This is a genomic window from Pirellulales bacterium (assembly GCA_036499395.1).
In the GTDB taxonomy this organism is placed as follows: domain Bacteria; phylum Planctomycetota; class Planctomycetia; order Pirellulales; family JACPPG01; genus JACPPG01.
In genome coordinates, this window is record DASYDW010000134.1 from 84,404 (window position 1) to 101,084 (window position 16,681).

General features: G+C 60.1%; 19 protein-coding genes and 1 tRNA gene. 4 read left to right on the forward strand and 16 right to left on the reverse strand.

Translation table 11 applies throughout. From position 1 onward, the window contains the following. Positions 1-69: 69 nt before the first annotated feature. Both VGN12_27850 and VGN12_27855 read right to left on the reverse strand, forming a co-directional pair. Positions 70-756 (reverse strand): hypothetical protein, encoded by a 687-nt coding sequence (locus VGN12_27850; protein ID HEY4313297.1) that lies wholly within the window; start codon positions 754-756, stop codon positions 70-72. A gap of 209 nt (positions 757-965) precedes the next feature. Next, the gene (locus tag VGN12_27855; protein ID HEY4313298.1) at positions 966-1,463 is read right to left on the reverse strand and encodes an acetolactate synthase; all 498 of its coding nucleotides are present in this window, start codon (positions 1,461-1,463) and stop codon (positions 966-968) included. A gap of 276 nt (positions 1,464-1,739) precedes the next feature. On the opposite strand from VGN12_27855, the gene VGN12_27860 reads away from it, so the two are divergent. Next, positions 1,740-2,135, forward strand: coding sequence for a thioesterase family protein (locus VGN12_27860; GenBank protein ID HEY4313299.1), 396 nt, complete (start codon positions 1,740-1,742; stop codon positions 2,133-2,135). A 24-nt stretch (positions 2,136-2,159) separates the two neighbouring features. Here VGN12_27860 and VGN12_27865 read toward each other — a convergent pair whose 3' ends face one another. From VGN12_27865 to VGN12_27885, 5 genes are all read right to left on the reverse strand, one after another. Continuing rightward, complete coding sequence (locus VGN12_27865; GenBank protein HEY4313300.1) at positions 2,160-2,981, reverse strand: sugar phosphate isomerase/epimerase; 822 nt, start codon at positions 2,979-2,981, stop codon at positions 2,160-2,162. Positions 2,982-3,005: 24 nt separating this feature from the next. Further along, complete coding sequence (locus VGN12_27870; GenBank protein ID HEY4313301.1) at positions 3,006-3,176, reverse strand: DUF1328 domain-containing protein; 171 nt, start codon at positions 3,174-3,176, stop codon at positions 3,006-3,008. Between the two features lie 230 nt (positions 3,177-3,406). Further along, complete coding sequence (locus VGN12_27875; GenBank protein HEY4313302.1) at positions 3,407-4,345, reverse strand: hypothetical protein; 939 nt, start codon at positions 4,343-4,345, stop codon at positions 3,407-3,409. A 45-nt stretch (positions 4,346-4,390) separates the two neighbouring features. Further along, entirely contained in the window at positions 4,391-6,634 is a 2,244-nt protein-coding gene (locus VGN12_27880; protein HEY4313303.1) for a penicillin acylase family protein, read from the reverse strand. Positions 6,635-6,909: 275 nt separating this feature from the next. After that, the gene (locus tag VGN12_27885) at positions 6,910-7,470 is read right to left on the reverse strand and encodes a macro domain-containing protein (GenBank protein HEY4313304.1); all 561 of its coding nucleotides are present in this window, start codon (positions 7,468-7,470) and stop codon (positions 6,910-6,912) included. A gap of 137 nt (positions 7,471-7,607) precedes the next feature. Here VGN12_27885 and VGN12_27890 point away from each other — a divergent pair, with 137 nt between their 5' ends. Beyond that, entirely contained in the window at positions 7,608-8,549 is a 942-nt protein-coding gene (locus tag VGN12_27890) for a right-handed parallel beta-helix repeat-containing protein (protein ID HEY4313305.1), read from the forward strand. Here the strand turns inward: VGN12_27890 and VGN12_27895 are convergent. Continuing rightward, positions 8,503-9,663 carry a lysylphosphatidylglycerol synthase transmembrane domain-containing protein gene (locus VGN12_27895; protein HEY4313306.1) on the reverse strand — a complete coding sequence of 387 codons (1,161 nt, stop codon included), beginning with the start codon at positions 9,661-9,663 and terminating at the stop codon, positions 8,503-8,505. The two genes, VGN12_27890 and VGN12_27895, sit on opposite strands and share 47 nt — an antisense overlap. Before the next feature lie 364 nt (positions 9,664-10,027). Between VGN12_27895 and VGN12_27900 the strand changes: the two genes are divergently transcribed. Further along, positions 10,028-10,100: transfer RNA gene (locus VGN12_27900), tRNA-Ala, on the forward strand. Here VGN12_27900 and VGN12_27905 read toward each other — a convergent pair. Then, on the reverse strand, positions 10,091-11,572 hold the full coding sequence (locus VGN12_27905) for a recombinase family protein (GenBank protein ID HEY4313307.1): 1,482 nt from the start codon (positions 11,570-11,572) through the stop codon (positions 10,091-10,093). The genes VGN12_27900 and VGN12_27905 overlap by 10 nt on opposite strands. Positions 11,573-11,838: 266 nt before the next feature. Here VGN12_27905 and VGN12_27910 point away from each other — a divergent pair, with 266 nt between their 5' ends. Then, positions 11,839-12,558: an FRG domain-containing protein gene (locus VGN12_27910; GenBank protein ID HEY4313308.1), complete on the forward strand. Its 720-nt coding sequence runs from the start codon at positions 11,839-11,841 to the stop codon at positions 12,556-12,558. A 76-nt stretch (positions 12,559-12,634) separates the two neighbouring features. On the opposite strand, the gene VGN12_27915 is transcribed toward VGN12_27910, so the two are convergent. The 7 genes from VGN12_27915 to VGN12_27945 all read right to left on the reverse strand — a co-directional run bounded on the left by VGN12_27915 (position 12,635) and on the right by VGN12_27945 (position 16,635). Continuing rightward, positions 12,635-12,874, reverse strand: coding sequence for a hypothetical protein (locus VGN12_27915; protein ID HEY4313309.1), 240 nt, complete (start codon positions 12,872-12,874; stop codon positions 12,635-12,637). A gap of 209 nt (positions 12,875-13,083) precedes the next feature. After that, entirely contained in the window at positions 13,084-13,224 is a 141-nt protein-coding gene (locus tag VGN12_27920; GenBank protein ID HEY4313310.1) for a hypothetical protein, read from the reverse strand. Continuing rightward, positions 13,224-13,442: a hypothetical protein gene (locus tag VGN12_27925; protein HEY4313311.1), complete on the reverse strand. Its 219-nt coding sequence runs from the start codon at positions 13,440-13,442 to the stop codon at positions 13,224-13,226. The genes VGN12_27920 and VGN12_27925 overlap by 1 nt, the downstream gene beginning before the upstream one ends. Beyond that, entirely contained in the window at positions 13,439-13,702 is a 264-nt protein-coding gene (locus VGN12_27930) for a hypothetical protein (protein HEY4313312.1), read from the reverse strand. The genes VGN12_27925 and VGN12_27930 overlap by 4 nt, the downstream gene beginning before the upstream one ends. A gap of 12 nt (positions 13,703-13,714) precedes the next feature. Beyond that, entirely contained in the window at positions 13,715-14,281 is a 567-nt protein-coding gene (locus tag VGN12_27935; GenBank protein ID HEY4313313.1) for a hypothetical protein, read from the reverse strand. Between the two features lie 3 nt (positions 14,282-14,284). Then, positions 14,285-15,781, reverse strand: a complete 1,497-nt coding sequence (locus tag VGN12_27940) for a TraM recognition domain-containing protein (protein HEY4313314.1) — start codon at positions 15,779-15,781, stop codon at positions 14,285-14,287. Beyond that, on the reverse strand, positions 15,781-16,635 hold the full coding sequence (locus VGN12_27945) for a ParB/RepB/Spo0J family partition protein (protein HEY4313315.1): 855 nt from the start codon (positions 16,633-16,635) through the stop codon (positions 15,781-15,783). The genes VGN12_27940 and VGN12_27945 overlap by 1 nt, the downstream gene beginning before the upstream one ends. Positions 16,636-16,681: the final 46 nt, after the last annotated feature.

Here is a 16,681-nt window from a genome sequence, read left to right on the forward strand (position 1 = left end):
GCATCGATCGCCACTCTGGAAAGGCAGCCCAAATAGAACGCCGATTTTCGAAACTCGCGCCGGTGTAGCCTATCGCGATCGGATCACGGCCCAGGGCATTTCCAGGCCAGCAAGCCATCCCAGCGCGATTGTCAGCGCCGCGTAAAAGCAGGTCAGCAAGAAGCCGTTGCCGAAATCGAGGTCATAGCAGGCCCAGGCGATTCCTCCGCCAATCGAAAGCAGGATCGGCGCGATGAAAAACCAGCTCCAGGCCGTGGTCCGCAGATCGACGGGAATGAACCAGTAGGCGATCCACAGGCAGGTGAATCCCAATCCGCAAATCGTGGCGCGAACCCATAGCCACTTCCCCCGGTGCGGCTCCAGCTCGTCATTGCGCAGGAAGGCATAGCCCGCCACGGTAATCGGCACCGAGACGGCAAACAGGCCAATGCCGCGCAGCGCGATGATTTCTTGAAAGACCTTGCCCGCCACGGCCGCGACGGCCAGGACGCCCAGGGTGGCACAGCCTGCGATCACGCTGGGGATCAGCGGAAGCTTGGTTTCCTTGCGGATGATGGGGCTAAGCGTGGGGGCGCCTGTCGAGGTCTTTCCCGCCGGCCCGGCGACCTCGTCGGGCGCATGGATTTGCACCTCGACTTCGACCTTGGGGATCGTGATCGGAGCCTTGCACTTCGGGCAAGGGCCCTGCTTTCCGGCAAACTTTTCGCTGACCTGGAAGCGGGCTTTACAGGTCGGGCAAACGACAGAAATCGGCATGCGCAAAGACTCGGCGGCGGTGCAAATCAGGCGGCGAACGATACTCTAGCGAAGTCTAGTCTGAACCCGCGAGGCGCGGGAAGTCAAGGAGGGCGGCCCAGGCCGCATTGAACTGTACCGGGGGCGGCAAGGGCAGGGGCGCCGCCGAGCCGATCATGCGAGCCCGATCCGGTCCGGCGGACGAGGTGATTGCGCTGGCCGGCGCGAGGCTATTCCTCGTCTTCGTCGGCCAGATCCCCCTCGGTGATCATCGAGAAACCCTTGTTCGCCAGGGTCTCCATTCCCATGTCGATGTTATCGACCATCAGGGCGACCGCCGGACGGCCGCGAGGGCGGACCAGCAGCGGGTAGGCCTGCACAATGTTCACCTCGGCCTGTAACAAGGCCGTGCAGACTTCCAGAAGCGGCTGCGGACCGCTCGAAAGCTCGACGCCGATCAGGTCGGTTTCGATCAAGGCCAGCCCGGCCCGTTCGAGGATTTCCCGCCCTTTTTCCGGGTTACTGAGCAGGAATCGCACAAAGGCACATTCTGCGGCGTCGGCGATCGACAGCGCGACGATGCGTACCTTGCTCCCTTCGAAGCGGCGCACCACTTCGAGCAATTGCCCGACGCGGTTTTCGAGAAAAACCGTGAACTGCCGGATCGTGGGGTAATTGCGTCCCCGCATCGTGGAAAAGCCGATCCCCGTCCCTTCACCCGTACTCATGCGACTCGTTGCTCGCGACGTGGCTTGCGGTGTCAGACACCATGCTAGGGGCGGTGCGTGGCGGGCCGATAAGGCCCGCTATCGCCCGAAAGCGACTCGCTAACTGTAGAGAATGGGCGATTTTGCGTCAACCGCCGCTGGCCTCTGGGGGACGTAGTTCGCCTTTGTCGTGGGCACGATACTTCTTAAGATGGGCCTCGACCATTGATAGTCGAAACGCCTTGTATGGTGCCCGACGCGTGCCGCCCCCCGGAAATGGATCTTCAAGCAGCTCCTATGACCATGATCCTCGAGCAAGACACCTCGATTCGCGTCCGTTATCAAGAGACGGACGCCATGGGGGTCCTGCATCACGCGAATTACTTCACCTACTTCGAGATTGGTCGTACCGAACTGTTGCGTGCCAACGGTCGTGACTACCGTCAGGTCGAAGAGGACGGGCTGTTCATGGTCGTGGTGCGGATCGGCTGCACCTACAAGAAGCCGGCCAAATACGACGACGTACTGACTCTGCGGACGCGCGCCACGCGGATTTCCGCCGCCAAGATCGAGCACAGCTACGAGATCTTTCGCGGCGAGGACCTACTGGCCGAGGGTCACAGCACGCTGGCCTGCGTCGACCGCGAAGGGCGCGTGCAACGCGTCCCAAGCTGGCTGCGAAGCGAGACTTAACAGCAGCCTTCTCGCGCGCCCCTGCTACCCACGCAGCCCGAGCGGCGCCAGCAGCCGGTCGGTCGCCTGGTAGGCCTCTTCGACCCACTGGACGATGCGGTTCGGATCGGGGGCGAATTCCAGCTCGATCGAGATCGCGCCGTCGATCTCCAGGGCCTTGATTTCGCGCAGGTAGGGCTCGAATTCCACCACCCCGCGCCCCGGCGGCAGGTCGCCATGCACCCGGCCATCGCAGTCTGAAATGTGTACGTGCCCAGCACGCCCCTTCAGCCGGCGCAACTCCTCGGGCCGAACCCGCGATAGGGCCAGATGCGACACGTCGATATTTGCTTGCACGTTCGCCAGACCGACGTCGTCAAGCAGCCGCACCATCGTTTCGACATCGTTGACCAGCGACATCGGAAAAGGTTCTAGCTCGATCACGATTTTCAGATCCAGCGTCTTCGCGTACTCTCCGAGCGCGCGGATCCCATCCGCCGCCCACTGCCATTGCTCGGCGGGCGGAATGACCTCTTTGTTCCAGATGTACTCACCGACGACCAAGAGTACGTTGGTGGCGCGAAAGTCGTAGGCCAGGTCGAGGTAAGCCCGCACGCGCTGCGCGTGAAAGTCGCGCACGCTGGCGCTGGGATCCGCGAGCCCCACCGCCACGCAAGGAAGCGAGATGATCGGCAGCGCCAACTCGGCGCAGGTGTCGACGATCAAGCGGCGCTCGCGCGCGTCAAGCTCGAGCGGATCGACGAAGATGTCGACAACGTCGAAGCCGATCTCTTTAGTTTTTCGCAGTCCGAACTCGGTCGGCCGATTGGCTTGCACCCAAGTCGAATTGATCAGGCCGAGTTTCATGCGTCCGTGCTCGTGCTGGCGTAGTTACGAAAGTGGAGCGCCGCGCCGACCGGTTACGACCGACACGATGAACAACACCAGGAAGACCAGGAAGACGATCTTAGCGGCATACATCGCCGCCCCTTCCAATTGCCCAAAGCCCAACACGGCCGCGACCAACGCGATGATCAAGAACATCAGAGCCCAGCGCAACATGACACGGTCCTCCCCGTAATGTGTTCGAGCGTTTCACGCCAACGGCGGGCGCCCGTTTCGACGGCACTCCCTCAGGATATATACGCCACTGGGGGCCGTCACGTCACAGGGGGTAAATTCGGGCGGTTCTAGTCGGTTTGGCCACGCCTACTCGGAATCCGAACCGTCCAGCCTGAACGTTCCTCAGCCAGGTTTGACGTCACGCAGGCCCATCAAACAGACGGGCGATCCTATTTTGACGATATTACCATCGCGTCGACTTGCGTCTCGCCGCTGACCGTGATCGTGCGCCGGTAATCGATATGATCCGGCCAGCCTGTCGTGAGGTCGACTTTGAATTCGGCCACGTCGCTGAACGCAACGTCGCCGGAATCTCGGGCGTCGGATTTCTTGCCGAGCTGCGCGGCCTGATTTTTCAGCGTCTCGGTAAGAATACGGCGGGCCGCGACGGGATCCGCTGCTTGTTTCCAGATGATCGTGGCCGTGTTCGCACCGCGATCGACACTCTTGAGAACGAACTCTGCCGATGCCGGAATTGGTTCACCTCCCAACGGATTGGGGAGCCGGTCTTCGTACTTTCGACCGTCAGTCGAATACCCGCCGCCGGTGGGCAGAAAGAACATTTGCGCTTCGCGGGTGCAGCGTTCGCGGATCTGATCTTTCGTCGAGAATGCCGCCGAGACTTGCGCCGTGATTGCCCTGACGCTCCGTTCGTCGATGCCTGTCCCTTTTAGCTCATCAGTCATCAGGTTCAGGAACTTCGCCACAAGATCGCGGATTTCCTTCCAGTTGACGACTTCCTGGACATTGCCCTCACCATTGACGCGCATCGTGACTTTCATGCCCGTCATCATGTTGACCACTTTCTGGGCCAGCAGATTACCTTGCGCCGCGCCGGTGAATTTCGTTTCGCCCAAGGTCCAGGCGATCAGAAAGCCCTCTTCATCCGCCGCGAGAACTTCCACCACCAGCGGCGTCTGCGTGGTGCTGTCGATCGCTCGCTGCGCAGCGCCGGTTTTCTTTCGTGATTTGACCAGTTCGTAGTGGCGCACGTCCCCCTTGTTCCATGACATCGGGAGCATCAGCGATTCTTCGGCACGGGCGCAATCGCGCGTCGCTGCCGCGACCGCCAGCCAGGCGAACAGGCAAAGCCAATGCTCTCGCATCATGGCTCTCTCTGTGTGAGTTTCGTTAACGGGGCAGGCTGCTGGCGATTAGCGAGCGCCCGAGCCCTCGGCCGGTGTCTCGCCCGGGTGATAAGTCCGTTTGGCCGCGGCTACGACATCGTCCCAGTAGAAGGGATTGTCCTTCAACTGCTTCTTCGACATCAGTTCGGCTTGATCGAAGAAATTGGGGCTCTTCGGATCGCCGCTCGAACCGTACGGCAACAGCGACTTGCTCACAACTTTGTCGCCGAACTCAACGGCTGCCATGTAGCTCGAACCGACTACGGCGTAATGCTTCTTCATGACCTTCAGCGGCGGCACGTAGATCGTGGGCGTGAAGTACATCGTGAAGATCACCCCCGGCGGGCCCGGAATGCCTGAGCTGGGCAAGCTGGCCACGTTATCGCTGAACGGGATCTTGATGAAGTCCGAGACGTTGGCGTGCCGCTGGAAGCGATTGATGTCACCGTAGGGAATCTTCCAGTTGCCGAAATTGTCTTCCAGCTTCTTGGCCGCGGTGACTAGCGCCTTGAATTGCTCGGGCACGTTCGAAACGAACTGCTGCTTCAACTTTTCGGCCGGATAACCAAAGCCGTACAGCTCTTCGTACCAAGCGATGCACAACGTGGTTTGCGTCGACTCGATCGACCCCTTGCAGTTCCAGTCCAACAGATGTTCCAGATACGGCGCCACGCGATTGGCCAGATCGGGATCGGTCTCGCGCAGTTTCGCCAGGTCACGCTTGTAACGAGGGAACTCGGTCAGGGCCCAATAGATCGTCGTGTCGAATGCCAGCTCCTGCCATCGCTCGAAGGTGACGTCGTGCGCGTCTTCGAGCAGCAGGCGGGCCACCTTCGCCCGGCGCTTGTCGTCGAAGCGATCTTCGACCATGTAGTCCGGATAGTCGCCGATCGCGGGACCGGAATTGTCAGTCGTTGTGTACGGCGTCGAATTGCAGTTCTGTACATAGCCCGCCTTGGGGTTCAGCACTTGCGGCAAATCGGCCAGCGGATGGATGCCCTGCCACTCGGTACGCTTGTCGCTGCCGTCGACCGGCTTTTCCCAATCGAAGCTGGGATCGCGCTTTGGCACGATGCCGTTGTACAGGTAATAGATGTTGCCATGTACGTCGGCATAGACCGTGTTGAACAGGTGAATCTCGAGCATGCCCATCGCGGCGCGGAAATCGTCAAGATTCTTCGAGCGGACCATTTGCATGGTCTGCCGCGAGAACAGCGAGTCGTACAGCTTGCCGATATTGCCGGCCACGAATTCCTTCTCGCCCGTCTTGCGCAGGATCGGCCCGTGGTGAGTCTTTCGAAGCGTGAGATTGATCGTCTCGAAATCGCCGCCACGTTTAACCTTGATCGTGTCGGTCCACTGCTCAGCCTTGCGATAGCCGCCGTCGTAGCGGTAATTCAGCGGTTCATCAGGATGATCGAAAGTCTCGCGCCAGGCGCTGCCGACGTTGGGCTCGTTGGTCGTAAAGCCCCAGCCGCAATACTCATTGTGCCCTAGCGCCAACGAGGGCGTGCCGAAGAATGAGGCGCCGGTAAAGTTCCAGCCTTCGCCGCTGCGGAGATGCGCTTCGTAGAACTGGCCGTATCCGTAGTAAGGCTGGTGCGGGTTGATAAGCAGCAAGGGCTTGCCCGATCGCGTGCGGCTGCCCGCGATGGCGAGCGCGTTGCTTCCCGTCGCGGCGCGAACTTCTTCTTGCAGCTTCTGCTCGCCGTAACTGGTCGGCACGTCGCCCCCCGGCACGTGCATATGACCACCGACTAACTCGAGCGTGGCCGCTCGGGCAAACGCCAACAGGTGCCACGGCTCGAACCGAGTCAGCAACCTCGGCTTCACGCGCGGGTGCGTATCCAGGAAGTAGTTAATACCGGCGATGAATGCTTCGCCGGTGCGCTGCAGCTTGGGATCGAGCTTCTTGAAGTCCTCTTTCGATCGCTGCGGAATTTCGAAAGCACGGTTCCGCGTATCCTTGTCGATGAACTGTTTGCCGTACAACTCGGAGTAGCGCCCCAACCCCATGACGTACGAATCTTCGATCTGCCAGAAGAAGTCTTCGGCCTGCACATAGCCGAAGCCGAACAGCACGGCGTCATCCGTTTTGCCATCGATATGCGGCATGCCGTATTTGTCACGGTAGATCGTGACGTCGTTGGCCAGCGCCTTGGCATCCAGCGAACCGCTTTCCTCGGCGGCCACACGCGAAAGATCACTACAGAGAACCGCCACGCCGACAAGCACTGCCGGCAGGAACAACACGCGCTGGGCGCACGACATGGGCACTATCTCCCGAGAAATACGAATGAGGGCGTTACCGACCGCTTACCGCGCCGCCACGGCCGCGGGCCGGGTATGGACAAGTCTAATCAACCAGGCGTACCGGTCGCCAGTCCTGTGCCAGCAGCCGACAATACCCTGTAAGAGGCACTACAGTTTCGCGGGACGCGAGGCCCCGGCGAGCGTCGATTTCCCGGTCCCTCAGTACGGGCTGATTGCATCGAGAGGTTTATGCCTTTTCCGGCCTGGAAACAGGTGGCAATCCTCCCGGCCGACTAGCCAGATTCCTGTGATTCGCCGAGTGACATCTGGGACAACGTCGCTGAAAAAACGGCCAATGCCTCGGGCCCGAACAACACGAAGCGCACCAATTCGGGCTGCTGCTGGTCGCGCAGGAACTCGGCCACCGCACGGATCGAAACTTGCGCCGCCTCGGCCATCGGATAGCCGTAGATGCCGGTGCTTAACGCGGGCATCGCTATCGAACGACAGTCGTGCTCGACGGCCAATTCCAGCGCGCGGCGCAACGCGCTGGCCAGTAGCCTGGGCTCGCCCAACACTCCGCCGTGCCACACAGGTCCCACCGCATGGGCGACAAACCGCGCCGACAGATTTCCTGCCGCGCTGATCACGGCCGAACCCGTCGGACAGCCCGACGGGTAGCGCTCGTTGGTTTCGCGCATGATCGTTGGACCGCCGCGCCGATGAATCGCACCGTCGACGCCACCGCCGCCGGCCAGTTGGCTATTGGCGGCGTTGACGATCAGGTCGACCTGCTCGCTGGCGATGTCTCCCTGGCGCAATTCAAGCGAGCATTTGCCAATGGCAACACGCATAGCCACACCCCGCGAATTCAGAACTCGTTGAATCGCCTTTCTTGAATCAATTTTACCAAAATGCGCCGCGATCGAGCGCCTGAGAAGCGTGCTAAACTTGTGATGGTCCCCGCAAGATTTCTTGGGTATTCCGTTCGATGCGCCATCGTCTGCTAATTGCCGTTTGCTGCTTATGCCTTGCGACGGCTCCGGCCCGGGCCAATGATTTGTTCGTTGATAACGTGCGCGGTGACGACACCGGCAGCGGCAAATCGCAAATTCCTAGCGCTGATCTGGGCGGCCCCTTACGGTCGCTGACCCGAGCGCTCGAACTCGCTCGGTCGGGCGACCGGATCGTGATGGCCGACACCGGCGTTCCGTATCGCGAGAGCGTGACGCTGATGGGCGGACGCCACAATGGTCTTGGCCGGCAAGCGTTCGTGATCGAAGGAAACGGCGCGATCCTGGACGGCTCGGACCTAGTACCGACAAAGTCCTGGGAGCATTTCCGCGGCGACATCTATCGATTCCGACCGCCCCATTTCGCGTTTGCCCAACTGTTTCTCGATGGACCGCCGGTCGAACGCCGTCATCTCGACAATGCGCTAGGCCGACTGCCGATGCTCGCGCCGCAGCAGTGGTGCCTGGCCGATGGTTGGATTTACTTCCGCACCGAGGAAAGGCAATTTCCGGCTGACTATCCGCTGACTTATGCCGCGTTGACGGTGGGCGTAACGCTCTACGAAGTCCACGACGTAATCATTCGCAACCTGACCGTGCAAGGCTTTCAGCTCGACGGCATCAACGCCCACGATTGCGCGAAAGACTGTCAGCTCGTCGGAGTGATCGCCCGCGGCAACGGTCGGGCAGGCATCGCCGTGGGAGGCGCTTCGAGCGTGCGAATTCGGTCCTGCCTGCTGAACGACAATGGTGACGCACAGATTCTGACCGACGGTCCCTCGACGACGTCGATCGAGGAAACGGAAGTCGAATCCGCCAGCGCCCCGGCACTATTGCATCGCGGGGGCAATGTCTTCTACGACGGACGTCGCCTCAATGGTCCTTCGTACGAGGCCCTGCCCCCTGGCGAGTCTCAGTGACGGGCAGTTTCGCATCGTGACCGTTCGTAACCGTGCGCTCGGCGGAAGTTTTGCGCGGCGCAGCAGCGGCGGAAGCGCCACCGGTCGCCGCGGATGCTGCCGGCTTGTCCCCCATCTGTTCGGCTTCTTTCCAAGCCGCATCCACGTCGCGCCGGCCGCGGAAATAAAACACGGCGCCGACAATGGCGATCGAGATCGTGATCGCCCGATAGCCAAAGGCCACGATCAGCCCTTCGTCCTTCGGCACAACAACTCCGCCCGGCACGGCCTGGTACAACAGCTCCATCGCCCCTTCGAAGGCTCCCAAGCCGGCGGGCAGCAGCGGAATCGCCCCGGCCAGCATGCCCAACGACACGATGATGAAGTGTGCGCCCAGCGAGGGAACCGGGTCCGGCAGCCCACGCGCGATCAAGTAAATGCCAAACGTGTTCAGCACGTGTACAAACACGCTCAACACGCAGGTCAGAATCAGCACGCCAGGACGCGTGCGATACATGCGGATCGCCTCGAGCAAGCGCCCGAACAGCGGGCCCACGCGCGGCAGCTCGCTCAGCCAGGTCGAGACGCGCCCGTTGGTAAAACCAGGCATCACGAGCGCCACAATAAACAGGGCGCCCACCACGGTCAGTACCAGCGTCAGTTGCACCAGAAAGCGAACTGACTCTTCCTGGGTCGAAATGATCCCCGTGACCAGGGCCGCAACGCTCGCCACCAGAAACAGAACGTACAGCCCGATGATCCGATCGATAACAACCGTCGCCACGGCCTCGGCCCGTTTACCCGGTTGCTCGCGAGCGATAAAGACGGCCTTGAACAGATCGCCACCGACGCTTCCCAGCGAGACAAAGTTAAACATGTAGCCCAGGAAGCCGAGCCGAAAGGCGTCCGCCATGCGAAACGGCAGATCGAGCGCGCGGACCAGGTAGTACCAGCGCACGAAAGTCAGGCAGGTGGCCGTCATGCACAGGGCCCAGGCCGCGGCGAAGCAGCCCCAGTTCTTGGGGCGGTCCATCATCTGCGCGAACGCATCGTCGCTGACGGCGTCATAGATCAGGTAACCTAGGATGCCGAACGAGATGCCGAACTTAAGCAGATTGACGACAAGCTTCTTCAAACGCACCTCCGCCTCGGTCCGTAAATACGCGTGACTGGCCCGCCAGCATCGAATCCGCGGCGTTGTGCCGCCCGGCGAAGGCCGTCCAACCGGTCGGATTGACGGTTCACCCAGGATTGACACCCCTGAGCCAGGGTGATAAATTTTCTGGTCGGTGAATGCAACCCCGATTCTAGCCATGAGTTGTGGCCGCGGTCGAGGTCTTTTCGCCGGTTTGATTGCCGAGTTTTGATCGGCCGCCGAAACGCAGGAACGAACGCGTGAAAACGCATGCGGGTGGTGCCTGATAGTCACCAGCCTTAAGCATTAAAGCGCAAAAACCTGACGCGTGATACGCATCTGGCTTAAGTGTGCGAATACAACCGGGGGATTAGCTCAGTTGGGAGAGCGTCTGGCTGGCAGCCAGAAGGTCAGGGGTTCAAGTCCCCTATCCTCCACTCAAGGGAACAGAGAGCCCTTCGGCGAGAACGTCGAAGGGCTTTCTCATTGTGGGGACAAGAGTTGTGCTATTGAGGCGGCAGTTCAAACAGATGATTTCGAGAATTCGACGCTTCACAGCGTAGCCGGCCGTAAGCCATTGCTCGCGCAGCGTTTGCGAAAGTTCAAACACCCGCACCGCTAATTCGGCCTTTTCGTCGTGCGAACGATCGAGCGCATCGATCTGTAGTTTGATGCCGGCAAGTCGGTCGCGAAGCTCGGTCTGCTTGCGAGCGAAGGTTGCTTCGTCGATCTGGTCGTTGATGCGCAGATTCAACAGCCGGTCTTGATTACCGACAAGCAGACTCTCTTGTCGTTGCAACTCGGCTCGCTGTGCCAAGGAATCGGCCTGCGCGTCACGCGTCTGTGAAATGAGCACCGCTCGAAACCACTCGCGTACCGCATCGTCCTCGATGCGCATCTTGTCAAAGATGGCCAAAATCTGGCGGTCGAGCTCTACTTCGGTGACACGAACGCGAGGATGTCCAGGCTGTGTGTACCTGGTGCAGCGGTAGTAGGGATACTGACGTTCCCCTGCCTTAGTTTGCTTGGTTTTGACCTCGCCGGTGATGTGATGTCCGCAGTGTGCGCATTGCATGAACTCGCCGGCGTAGGTCATCGTGTGCCGTGCTTGCTGGCCATTGCCCAGCAATGCTCGTACCCGGTCCCATGTCCCACGGTCCACAATCGGCTCGTGCTTGCCAGGGTACCAGTTGTCCCGGTAACGGACCTCGCCGATGTAGGACCGGTCGGTCAGCATGTTGTGGATCGACGTTCGGCTCCAGGCAGGGTTGCCCGGCCGATACTCGATGCCTTCGTTCGCGAACCGCTTCACGACGCCTTCCAGGGTTTGGTTTTCGTAGGCGTAGAGGTGAAACAACCGGCGGACATTGCACGCTTCGCGTTCGTCGAGAGCGATCACGCGACGCCCGTTGGCCCGCACATTTTTATAGCCGTAAGGCGCTTTGCCGGGGAAAAATCCTTCCTGGACTCGTCGATTGATTCCCTGGCTGATGTCGACCGCCATTTGCTCGGTGAAGAAACTGGCCATGTTCGCGAGCGTGCGGCGCATCATGCGGCCAGCCGGGTTGTTTTCGGTCGGCTGCGAAATCGAAATGAACGGCACGTCGTACTCGGACTCTAGCCGTTCCAGCTCGACATAGTCGAAGAGGTTGCGGGCGGCCCGATCGACCTTGTAGAACAACAGGGCATTGATCTCGACGCAATGCTTCTTGGCGAACGCGATCATTTCGCGAAACGTTTTGCGCTCGTCCCGCTTGCTCGCTGTTTCGGCGATTCTGAATAACCGCAGGATCGTGCCACCGACGTGTTCGGCATACCGCCGCAGTGCATCCTCTTGAACCGCCAGCGAAAAACCTTCCCGCTCTTGCTCTCGACTGCTGACCCGTGCCAAGGCGACGTACTGTTTCATGGCTTTATCTCTGGAGGGAATGCCAACAATTGATCGATGCCCTGGATAATTGTAACGGCGTCTTCCGAAGTTGGGCGACTCCCATAGCAGGTTCCCTGTCCCAACCTGTGCGTTGATGATTCAGGTTGCGAAACGGGGCAGGCTGGGCATCGTCGAGCACAGACCAGAGGCCGGTGCTGGACGCCAGACCAATTTGCAGCCGCCCGCGTTGCCCTGCAAAAGCTATCCTTTTGCAGGGCAATTCTTCCGGCGAGACGAGTTTGACCATGAATCATGGGATTCACAAAGAATTCGGGCGTGGAGTGCGGCTAGTCGTGGACGTGCTCGACGTCGCAAGAAGCAGTAATTGTTGGTGGCGCGGTCAGGCTCAGGCTTGGCCATTAGTGCCGAAAGCTAATCGTGAGCCATTCTGTAAGCGTGACCCGGCGATGATCTACTTTTCGTGGGCACGCAGCGCGTGCCGTCACGTCGCACTACCAGTGTCACTGCTGGATGCTCTAGCGCTTGCGCAGCATCACGGCCTAGCCACGCCGTTGCTCGATTGGACCGCGAATCCTCTGGTCGCGTTATATTTCGCTGCGGTAGGCGGCGAGGGTAACGACGGCGCGGTCTACACGACGTATGCACCGCCAATGGATGTGCTCGCCGCTGAGCCGACAATCGAAAAGATCGGAGGGGCTCGCGCTTTGACTGGAGACCTGCGTGACAAGTACCCGTACTTTGGCTACATACCGCGTGTCTTGAACGCGCGCATTGACCGTCAGTCGGGATTGTTTACCTATCACCCGTGGGGAAGTGAGCCATTGAAACCCCTACAGGCGATCAAAGTCCCAGCCGACCTGAAAACGGACCTGCTCTACACATTGGACATCATGGGCGTGAACCAAAGCACCATCTTTCCCGACCTCGATGGCCTTTCGGCCTACGTCAACGGGGCGGCCGTTTCCTTTCCGCTACGTGAACCACCAGCAATGGCCGATCGTTGATGTAACTTTGCAACCTGCCTATGGTAGCACCTCAATCCGACATGCCAGATCAATGACTGCACGATCATCGGATGCCCTACTTCGACACCTCATTCCGCGACAGCACGTCCAACAACCGCCCCACGTCTTTGACGATTGCAATAGCATCTTCCGCTGTAAGGCGAGCTTGATAGTAGGGTTGCCAGACGCGGATCGTTTCTGCAATCAGCTCGGGTGTGATCCAGGTGGGTAATGCAGGACCAGCCGCAAGCGACTGCCGAGCAATCGGCGAATCGTTGTAATCGGTTGCACCAAGATTGGGATACCGATCCTTCATCACTGCTTCCCTGCATTGACTTCACGCTGACCTACCTTAAGGGCCGCCAGCCAGGGCGGTACGAGTTGTTCGGTCGAACGCGACTCGCTACCGCAGCGTGGGCATGGCATCTCAGCCCGCGTGGCGAACCACTTGGCACCGCAACAGGCGCAGACGAAGTACCAACGGCGCGGATCCATGTCCGATCCTGACTCTGCCAACTTCGCGGGTTACTTATTTAGCGATTTCCAAGTCCAGACGACCGTCTTCCACAACAACTCGCGCATGCGGCCCGGATGGCGCTCGTTGAAAACGCCGAGGCGGTACATCGCCGTGCAGGATGCCAGAAAGAACAGGTTTGAAAACGACATCACGATTTCTCCACGACCGAATCAACCGGGATGGACTGGCCGCATAGGCGGCCAACAGACGCGCCTATCCATCTCCCGCCCGCAATCAAGCTCCACAGCGTCAACACCAGCACAGCAAACGGCAACGACACGATGATCAGCCAGGCCCAGGCCAACCAGCGGAGCGGCCATTGGTCGATGAATGTCCAGACAAGCACAACGGCAAGTAGTAAATTCATCGATCCATTCCTTGGCCACGGTCATCCCGGCCGTCCGATCGGCTGTCGTACCGATCGAGCAACTTTTGAAAATCGCTCTCGTTACGAGATTGCTCGGTGACCTGTTGCGGCGTCGGATTGCCCATCATGCCTGGCTCTTCGATGGGGCGAATGCTATCTGGGAAAGCCGGCAGAGCCTGAGCCAGTTCCTTCGATCCTTGCCGCAAGGCGGCCCACAAGGGGGCACTGAAAGCCGGACGCGTGCTTTCATTCTTGGACATACAAACCTCCGGTTAAAAGTCGCCGCGGCGATAACGATCCAGCAGCACACGCTGCTCGATTTCGGCATCGCGCATCGATTGCAGGCGACGGCGGACAATGTCTTCGTCGATGGCGTTTTTCACGACCAGGCACACGCTGCTGACGATGATCAGCTTGCCGAGCGGCGCGTCGACGGTCGAAAGCCACATGCCGCCCCCCAATAGCGCCAAGAATTCGATGATCGAGGCGCCCTTTGGATCCTTCACAAAAGGGAGCAGATATCCCAGGTACGGATAGCCGTCGTAGCGACTGTGCGGCGACAGCCCGCGACTGACCAAATACATCGTCTTCAGCCGCTGCAGGATGAACATCACGAACCACCAGAAGGTGAACTGTTGGACCACGAAATGTCGGGGATACGCGGCCATGTAGAAAAACAGAATCACGAAGGCCACGGCGCCGTTTCGCCCGAGCGCCTCGCGGCCGAAGTTACGGCGCACGAACGGCGTGACGCAGGTGGCGTGGCCGCTAACCAGCACGTACAGCAGGTTGACGGCACCGCGCATGTCGAACGGATGGTGATGAGGAGGGTTGTGCATATTTCACCTTTGGCTGAAGGCCATTCGCAGCCAGTTTTCGCCGTTGGAAAACGGCTCGCCGGAGCGCACCACGATCCCGTCACAGAAGTAACCGGCCTTGCGGCCGCCGGTACGCAAGCCGTTCATGAATTCGTTGGTTTGCAGAATCGGTTGGCACTGCGTATTGAACGTGGAGGTGAATTGGCCGTAGCTCATGATCTCGTCCCAGATATCGCCGGCCGGCTGCATCGAGCCGCCGATGAGCGTTTCCAAGCGCTGGCCGACCAGTCCACTGGCCCACATGGCGGTTTCCATGTCGCCCAGGGCGTGAAAGATGCGGTGCCCGAAATTTGCCAAGAGCGCCTGGGCCTGGGCGCGGCCTTCACTGGCGCCAAGGGCCGCGTGAAACGAGTGCAACGACTGACACAGAAAGACTAGGCAAGCCAGGTGCGAGCGGCACTGGGCGACGAAATACGGGTCCATGCTGTTGGTGAACTGCGCCGCCTCATCGCACCAGATCACGTTGATCGGGTCTTTGGGTTTGGCGTGGCGGCGGAGAATCGACTTTTGGACCAGGTATTTCCAACCAGCGTTCACGAAATTGCCCATGTCGCCATAGGCGGCCGGCGGCATGTTGATGAGAATCCATTTGCGGCGTAGCAAGTCCTGCGGACCGACATTGGTAGTGGTCGAGACCAGCTCGCGCACCAGGCCCGTATTGAACGTATGCAGGATGCCCAGCACGCCCGTGGTAATCGACGAGCGCGTTCGATCGGACATCGCGGGAACTTCACCGAACCAGTAATCACTAGCGAGCTGAAAATCATGCGTGTCGAATTTGGATTTGCGGGCTTGGCACGCCGCTTCCATGCACTGGCAATGAAACTTGTTCTTCCAACTTGGGTCTTGCAGTTGCGACGGATTTTCGGCGGCGGTAACGATGAATTCCTGCAGCTGGGGAGCGTTGACCGTGCCGGTGGCCAGCTTCACCGGCCCCACGGCGTTGTAGATCATCCGTTCCTGCTCGCGCTCCCAGAAATCGGAGTTCTCACCGCGGCGGTGATCGGCCGAGCGCAAGGTCTCGCCGATCGTGGTAATGCACTTGGTAATCTCACGGGTGTGACCGCCGTGGCGCAATGCCTCGGCCAGGAAGTTAAAGCGCAGCTTTCCTTCGGGCTCGAACACCAAGAGATCTTTGGTGCGGCCGGCCTGGGCGAAGATTTTTCGCCACAGAGCCACATCCTCGCCCGGTTTGGCGGCGCAAATCAGCCCGCCCGAATTGCGATAGTTCACAATGGCTTGCGCCACAAGGCGCCCCGACGAACTGGTCTTACCGGAGCCCACCCGCCCGACGATGCAGACCCCACCGTTGATCAGATCGCGAACGGTGAAGGGATCTTTTTTTGTCCAGCGAAACAAGGGAGCGTCCAGGTTCCCTTTGCGGGGCTGCCGCCGGCGCACGGCGAGCCACAATACGCCAAGCGTGGCCAGGCAGCTGAGAAGCATCTGGTTCTCGTCCATCACGACACCTCCTCGGCCACCAGCGGCACGGCTTTGGTTTCGGCCTTGGCCTCTTCACGCAACAGGCGGCAGGCCATAGCCACATCCGCAATCCCGCGCGACCGCAACTTACGAATTCGCGCCAGAACGGCGGAGAGCGCCTCGACCATGCGATCGAGCGTCAGTTCAGTACCGACGACGGTCACCGAATCACCACCGGCCAAGAGGGCCGTAGCGCGGTTCAGGCCCGGGTTAGGCTTGGCAGACTTTGTCGGACGCTCGGTTTTGACCTCGGTCGCGAGCGCATCGCGCGTGAGCTGGCCGCTGGCCATTTGTGCGACGAGCGCGGCGCGCTTTTCTGGATCCTCGACCTGCTTAAGCAGGTAACCGGCACTTTCCGGAATTTCGCCGGCATCGATCCGTGCTTGCACAGGTTCGGGCAACTCCAGAATCGCCAGCAGGCGAGTTACCGTGGCACTGGAGATACCGCACTTGCCGGCGGCCTCAGTAGCCGGCCATCCGGTTTCATTCATCAACCGCTTGATCGCCCGCGCCCGTTCGCCCGGAGTCAGGCCAGCTCGCTGGAGGTTGGCCACCAATTGACGATGGATGACTTCACCGATGCAGAGCGGCTTTTCTTCCACGATGACCGGCACTTCGGCCAGCTTGATCATCCGGGCCGCCTGCAAACGGCGCTCGCCGTCGACAACCACGAACCGGTCGTCGACCGCGCGGACACGGAGGGGTTGTTGCAAGCCGACTTCCTGGATGCTGCGCGCTAGCCCGACGAGCAACTGCTCGGCGAAGGTCGTGCGAACCTGCGGCTGGCAGTCGATCGAGTCGATCGGCACATATTGAATGGCTTCGTAAACCATGAGAGGTGTTCCTGAAAAATGGTGGTGACAAAACGACGGGCGAACG

Bases quoted from the DNA above. Each gene is read 5' to 3' on its own strand.
- VGN12_27850 (HEY4313297.1), bottom strand. From the start codon at position 756: ATGCCGATTTCTGTCGTTTGCCCGACCTGTAAAGCCCGCTTCCAGGTC.
- VGN12_27855 (HEY4313298.1), bottom strand. From the start codon at position 1,463: ATGAGTACGGGTGAAGGGACGGGGATCGGCTTTTCCACGATGCGGGGA.
- VGN12_27860 (HEY4313299.1), top strand. From the start codon at position 1,740: ATGACCATGATCCTCGAGCAAGACACCTCGATTCGCGTCCGTTATCAA.
- VGN12_27865 (HEY4313300.1), bottom strand. From the start codon at position 2,981: ATGAAACTCGGCCTGATCAATTCGACTTGGGTGCAAGCCAATCGGCCG.
- VGN12_27870 (HEY4313301.1), bottom strand. From the start codon at position 3,176: ATGTTGCGCTGGGCTCTGATGTTCTTGATCATCGCGTTGGTCGCGGCC.
- VGN12_27875 (HEY4313302.1), bottom strand. From the start codon at position 4,345: ATGATGCGAGAGCATTGGCTTTGCCTGTTCGCCTGGCTGGCGGTCGCG.
- VGN12_27880 (HEY4313303.1), bottom strand. From the start codon at position 6,634: ATGTCGTGCGCCCAGCGCGTGTTGTTCCTGCCGGCAGTGCTTGTCGGC.
- VGN12_27885 (HEY4313304.1), bottom strand. From the start codon at position 7,470: ATGCGTGTTGCCATTGGCAAATGCTCGCTTGAATTGCGCCAGGGAGAC.
- VGN12_27890 (HEY4313305.1), top strand. From the start codon at position 7,608: ATGCGCCATCGTCTGCTAATTGCCGTTTGCTGCTTATGCCTTGCGACG.
- VGN12_27905 (HEY4313307.1), bottom strand. From the start codon at position 11,572: ATGAAACAGTACGTCGCCTTGGCACGGGTCAGCAGTCGAGAGCAAGAG.
- VGN12_27910 (HEY4313308.1), top strand. From the start codon at position 11,839: ATGAATCATGGGATTCACAAAGAATTCGGGCGTGGAGTGCGGCTAGTC.
- VGN12_27915 (HEY4313309.1), bottom strand. From the start codon at position 12,874: ATGAAGGATCGGTATCCCAATCTTGGTGCAACCGATTACAACGATTCG.
- VGN12_27920 (HEY4313310.1), bottom strand. From the start codon at position 13,224: ATGTCGTTTTCAAACCTGTTCTTTCTGGCATCCTGCACGGCGATGTAC.
- VGN12_27925 (HEY4313311.1), bottom strand. From the start codon at position 13,442: ATGAATTTACTACTTGCCGTTGTGCTTGTCTGGACATTCATCGACCAA.
- VGN12_27930 (HEY4313312.1), bottom strand. From the start codon at position 13,702: ATGTCCAAGAATGAAAGCACGCGTCCGGCTTTCAGTGCCCCCTTGTGG.
- VGN12_27935 (HEY4313313.1), bottom strand. From the start codon at position 14,281: ATGCACAACCCTCCTCATCACCATCCGTTCGACATGCGCGGTGCCGTC.
- VGN12_27940 (HEY4313314.1), bottom strand. From the start codon at position 15,781: ATGGACGAGAACCAGATGCTTCTCAGCTGCCTGGCCACGCTTGGCGTA.
- VGN12_27945 (HEY4313315.1), bottom strand. From the start codon at position 16,635: ATGGTTTACGAAGCCATTCAATATGTGCCGATCGACTCGATCGACTGC.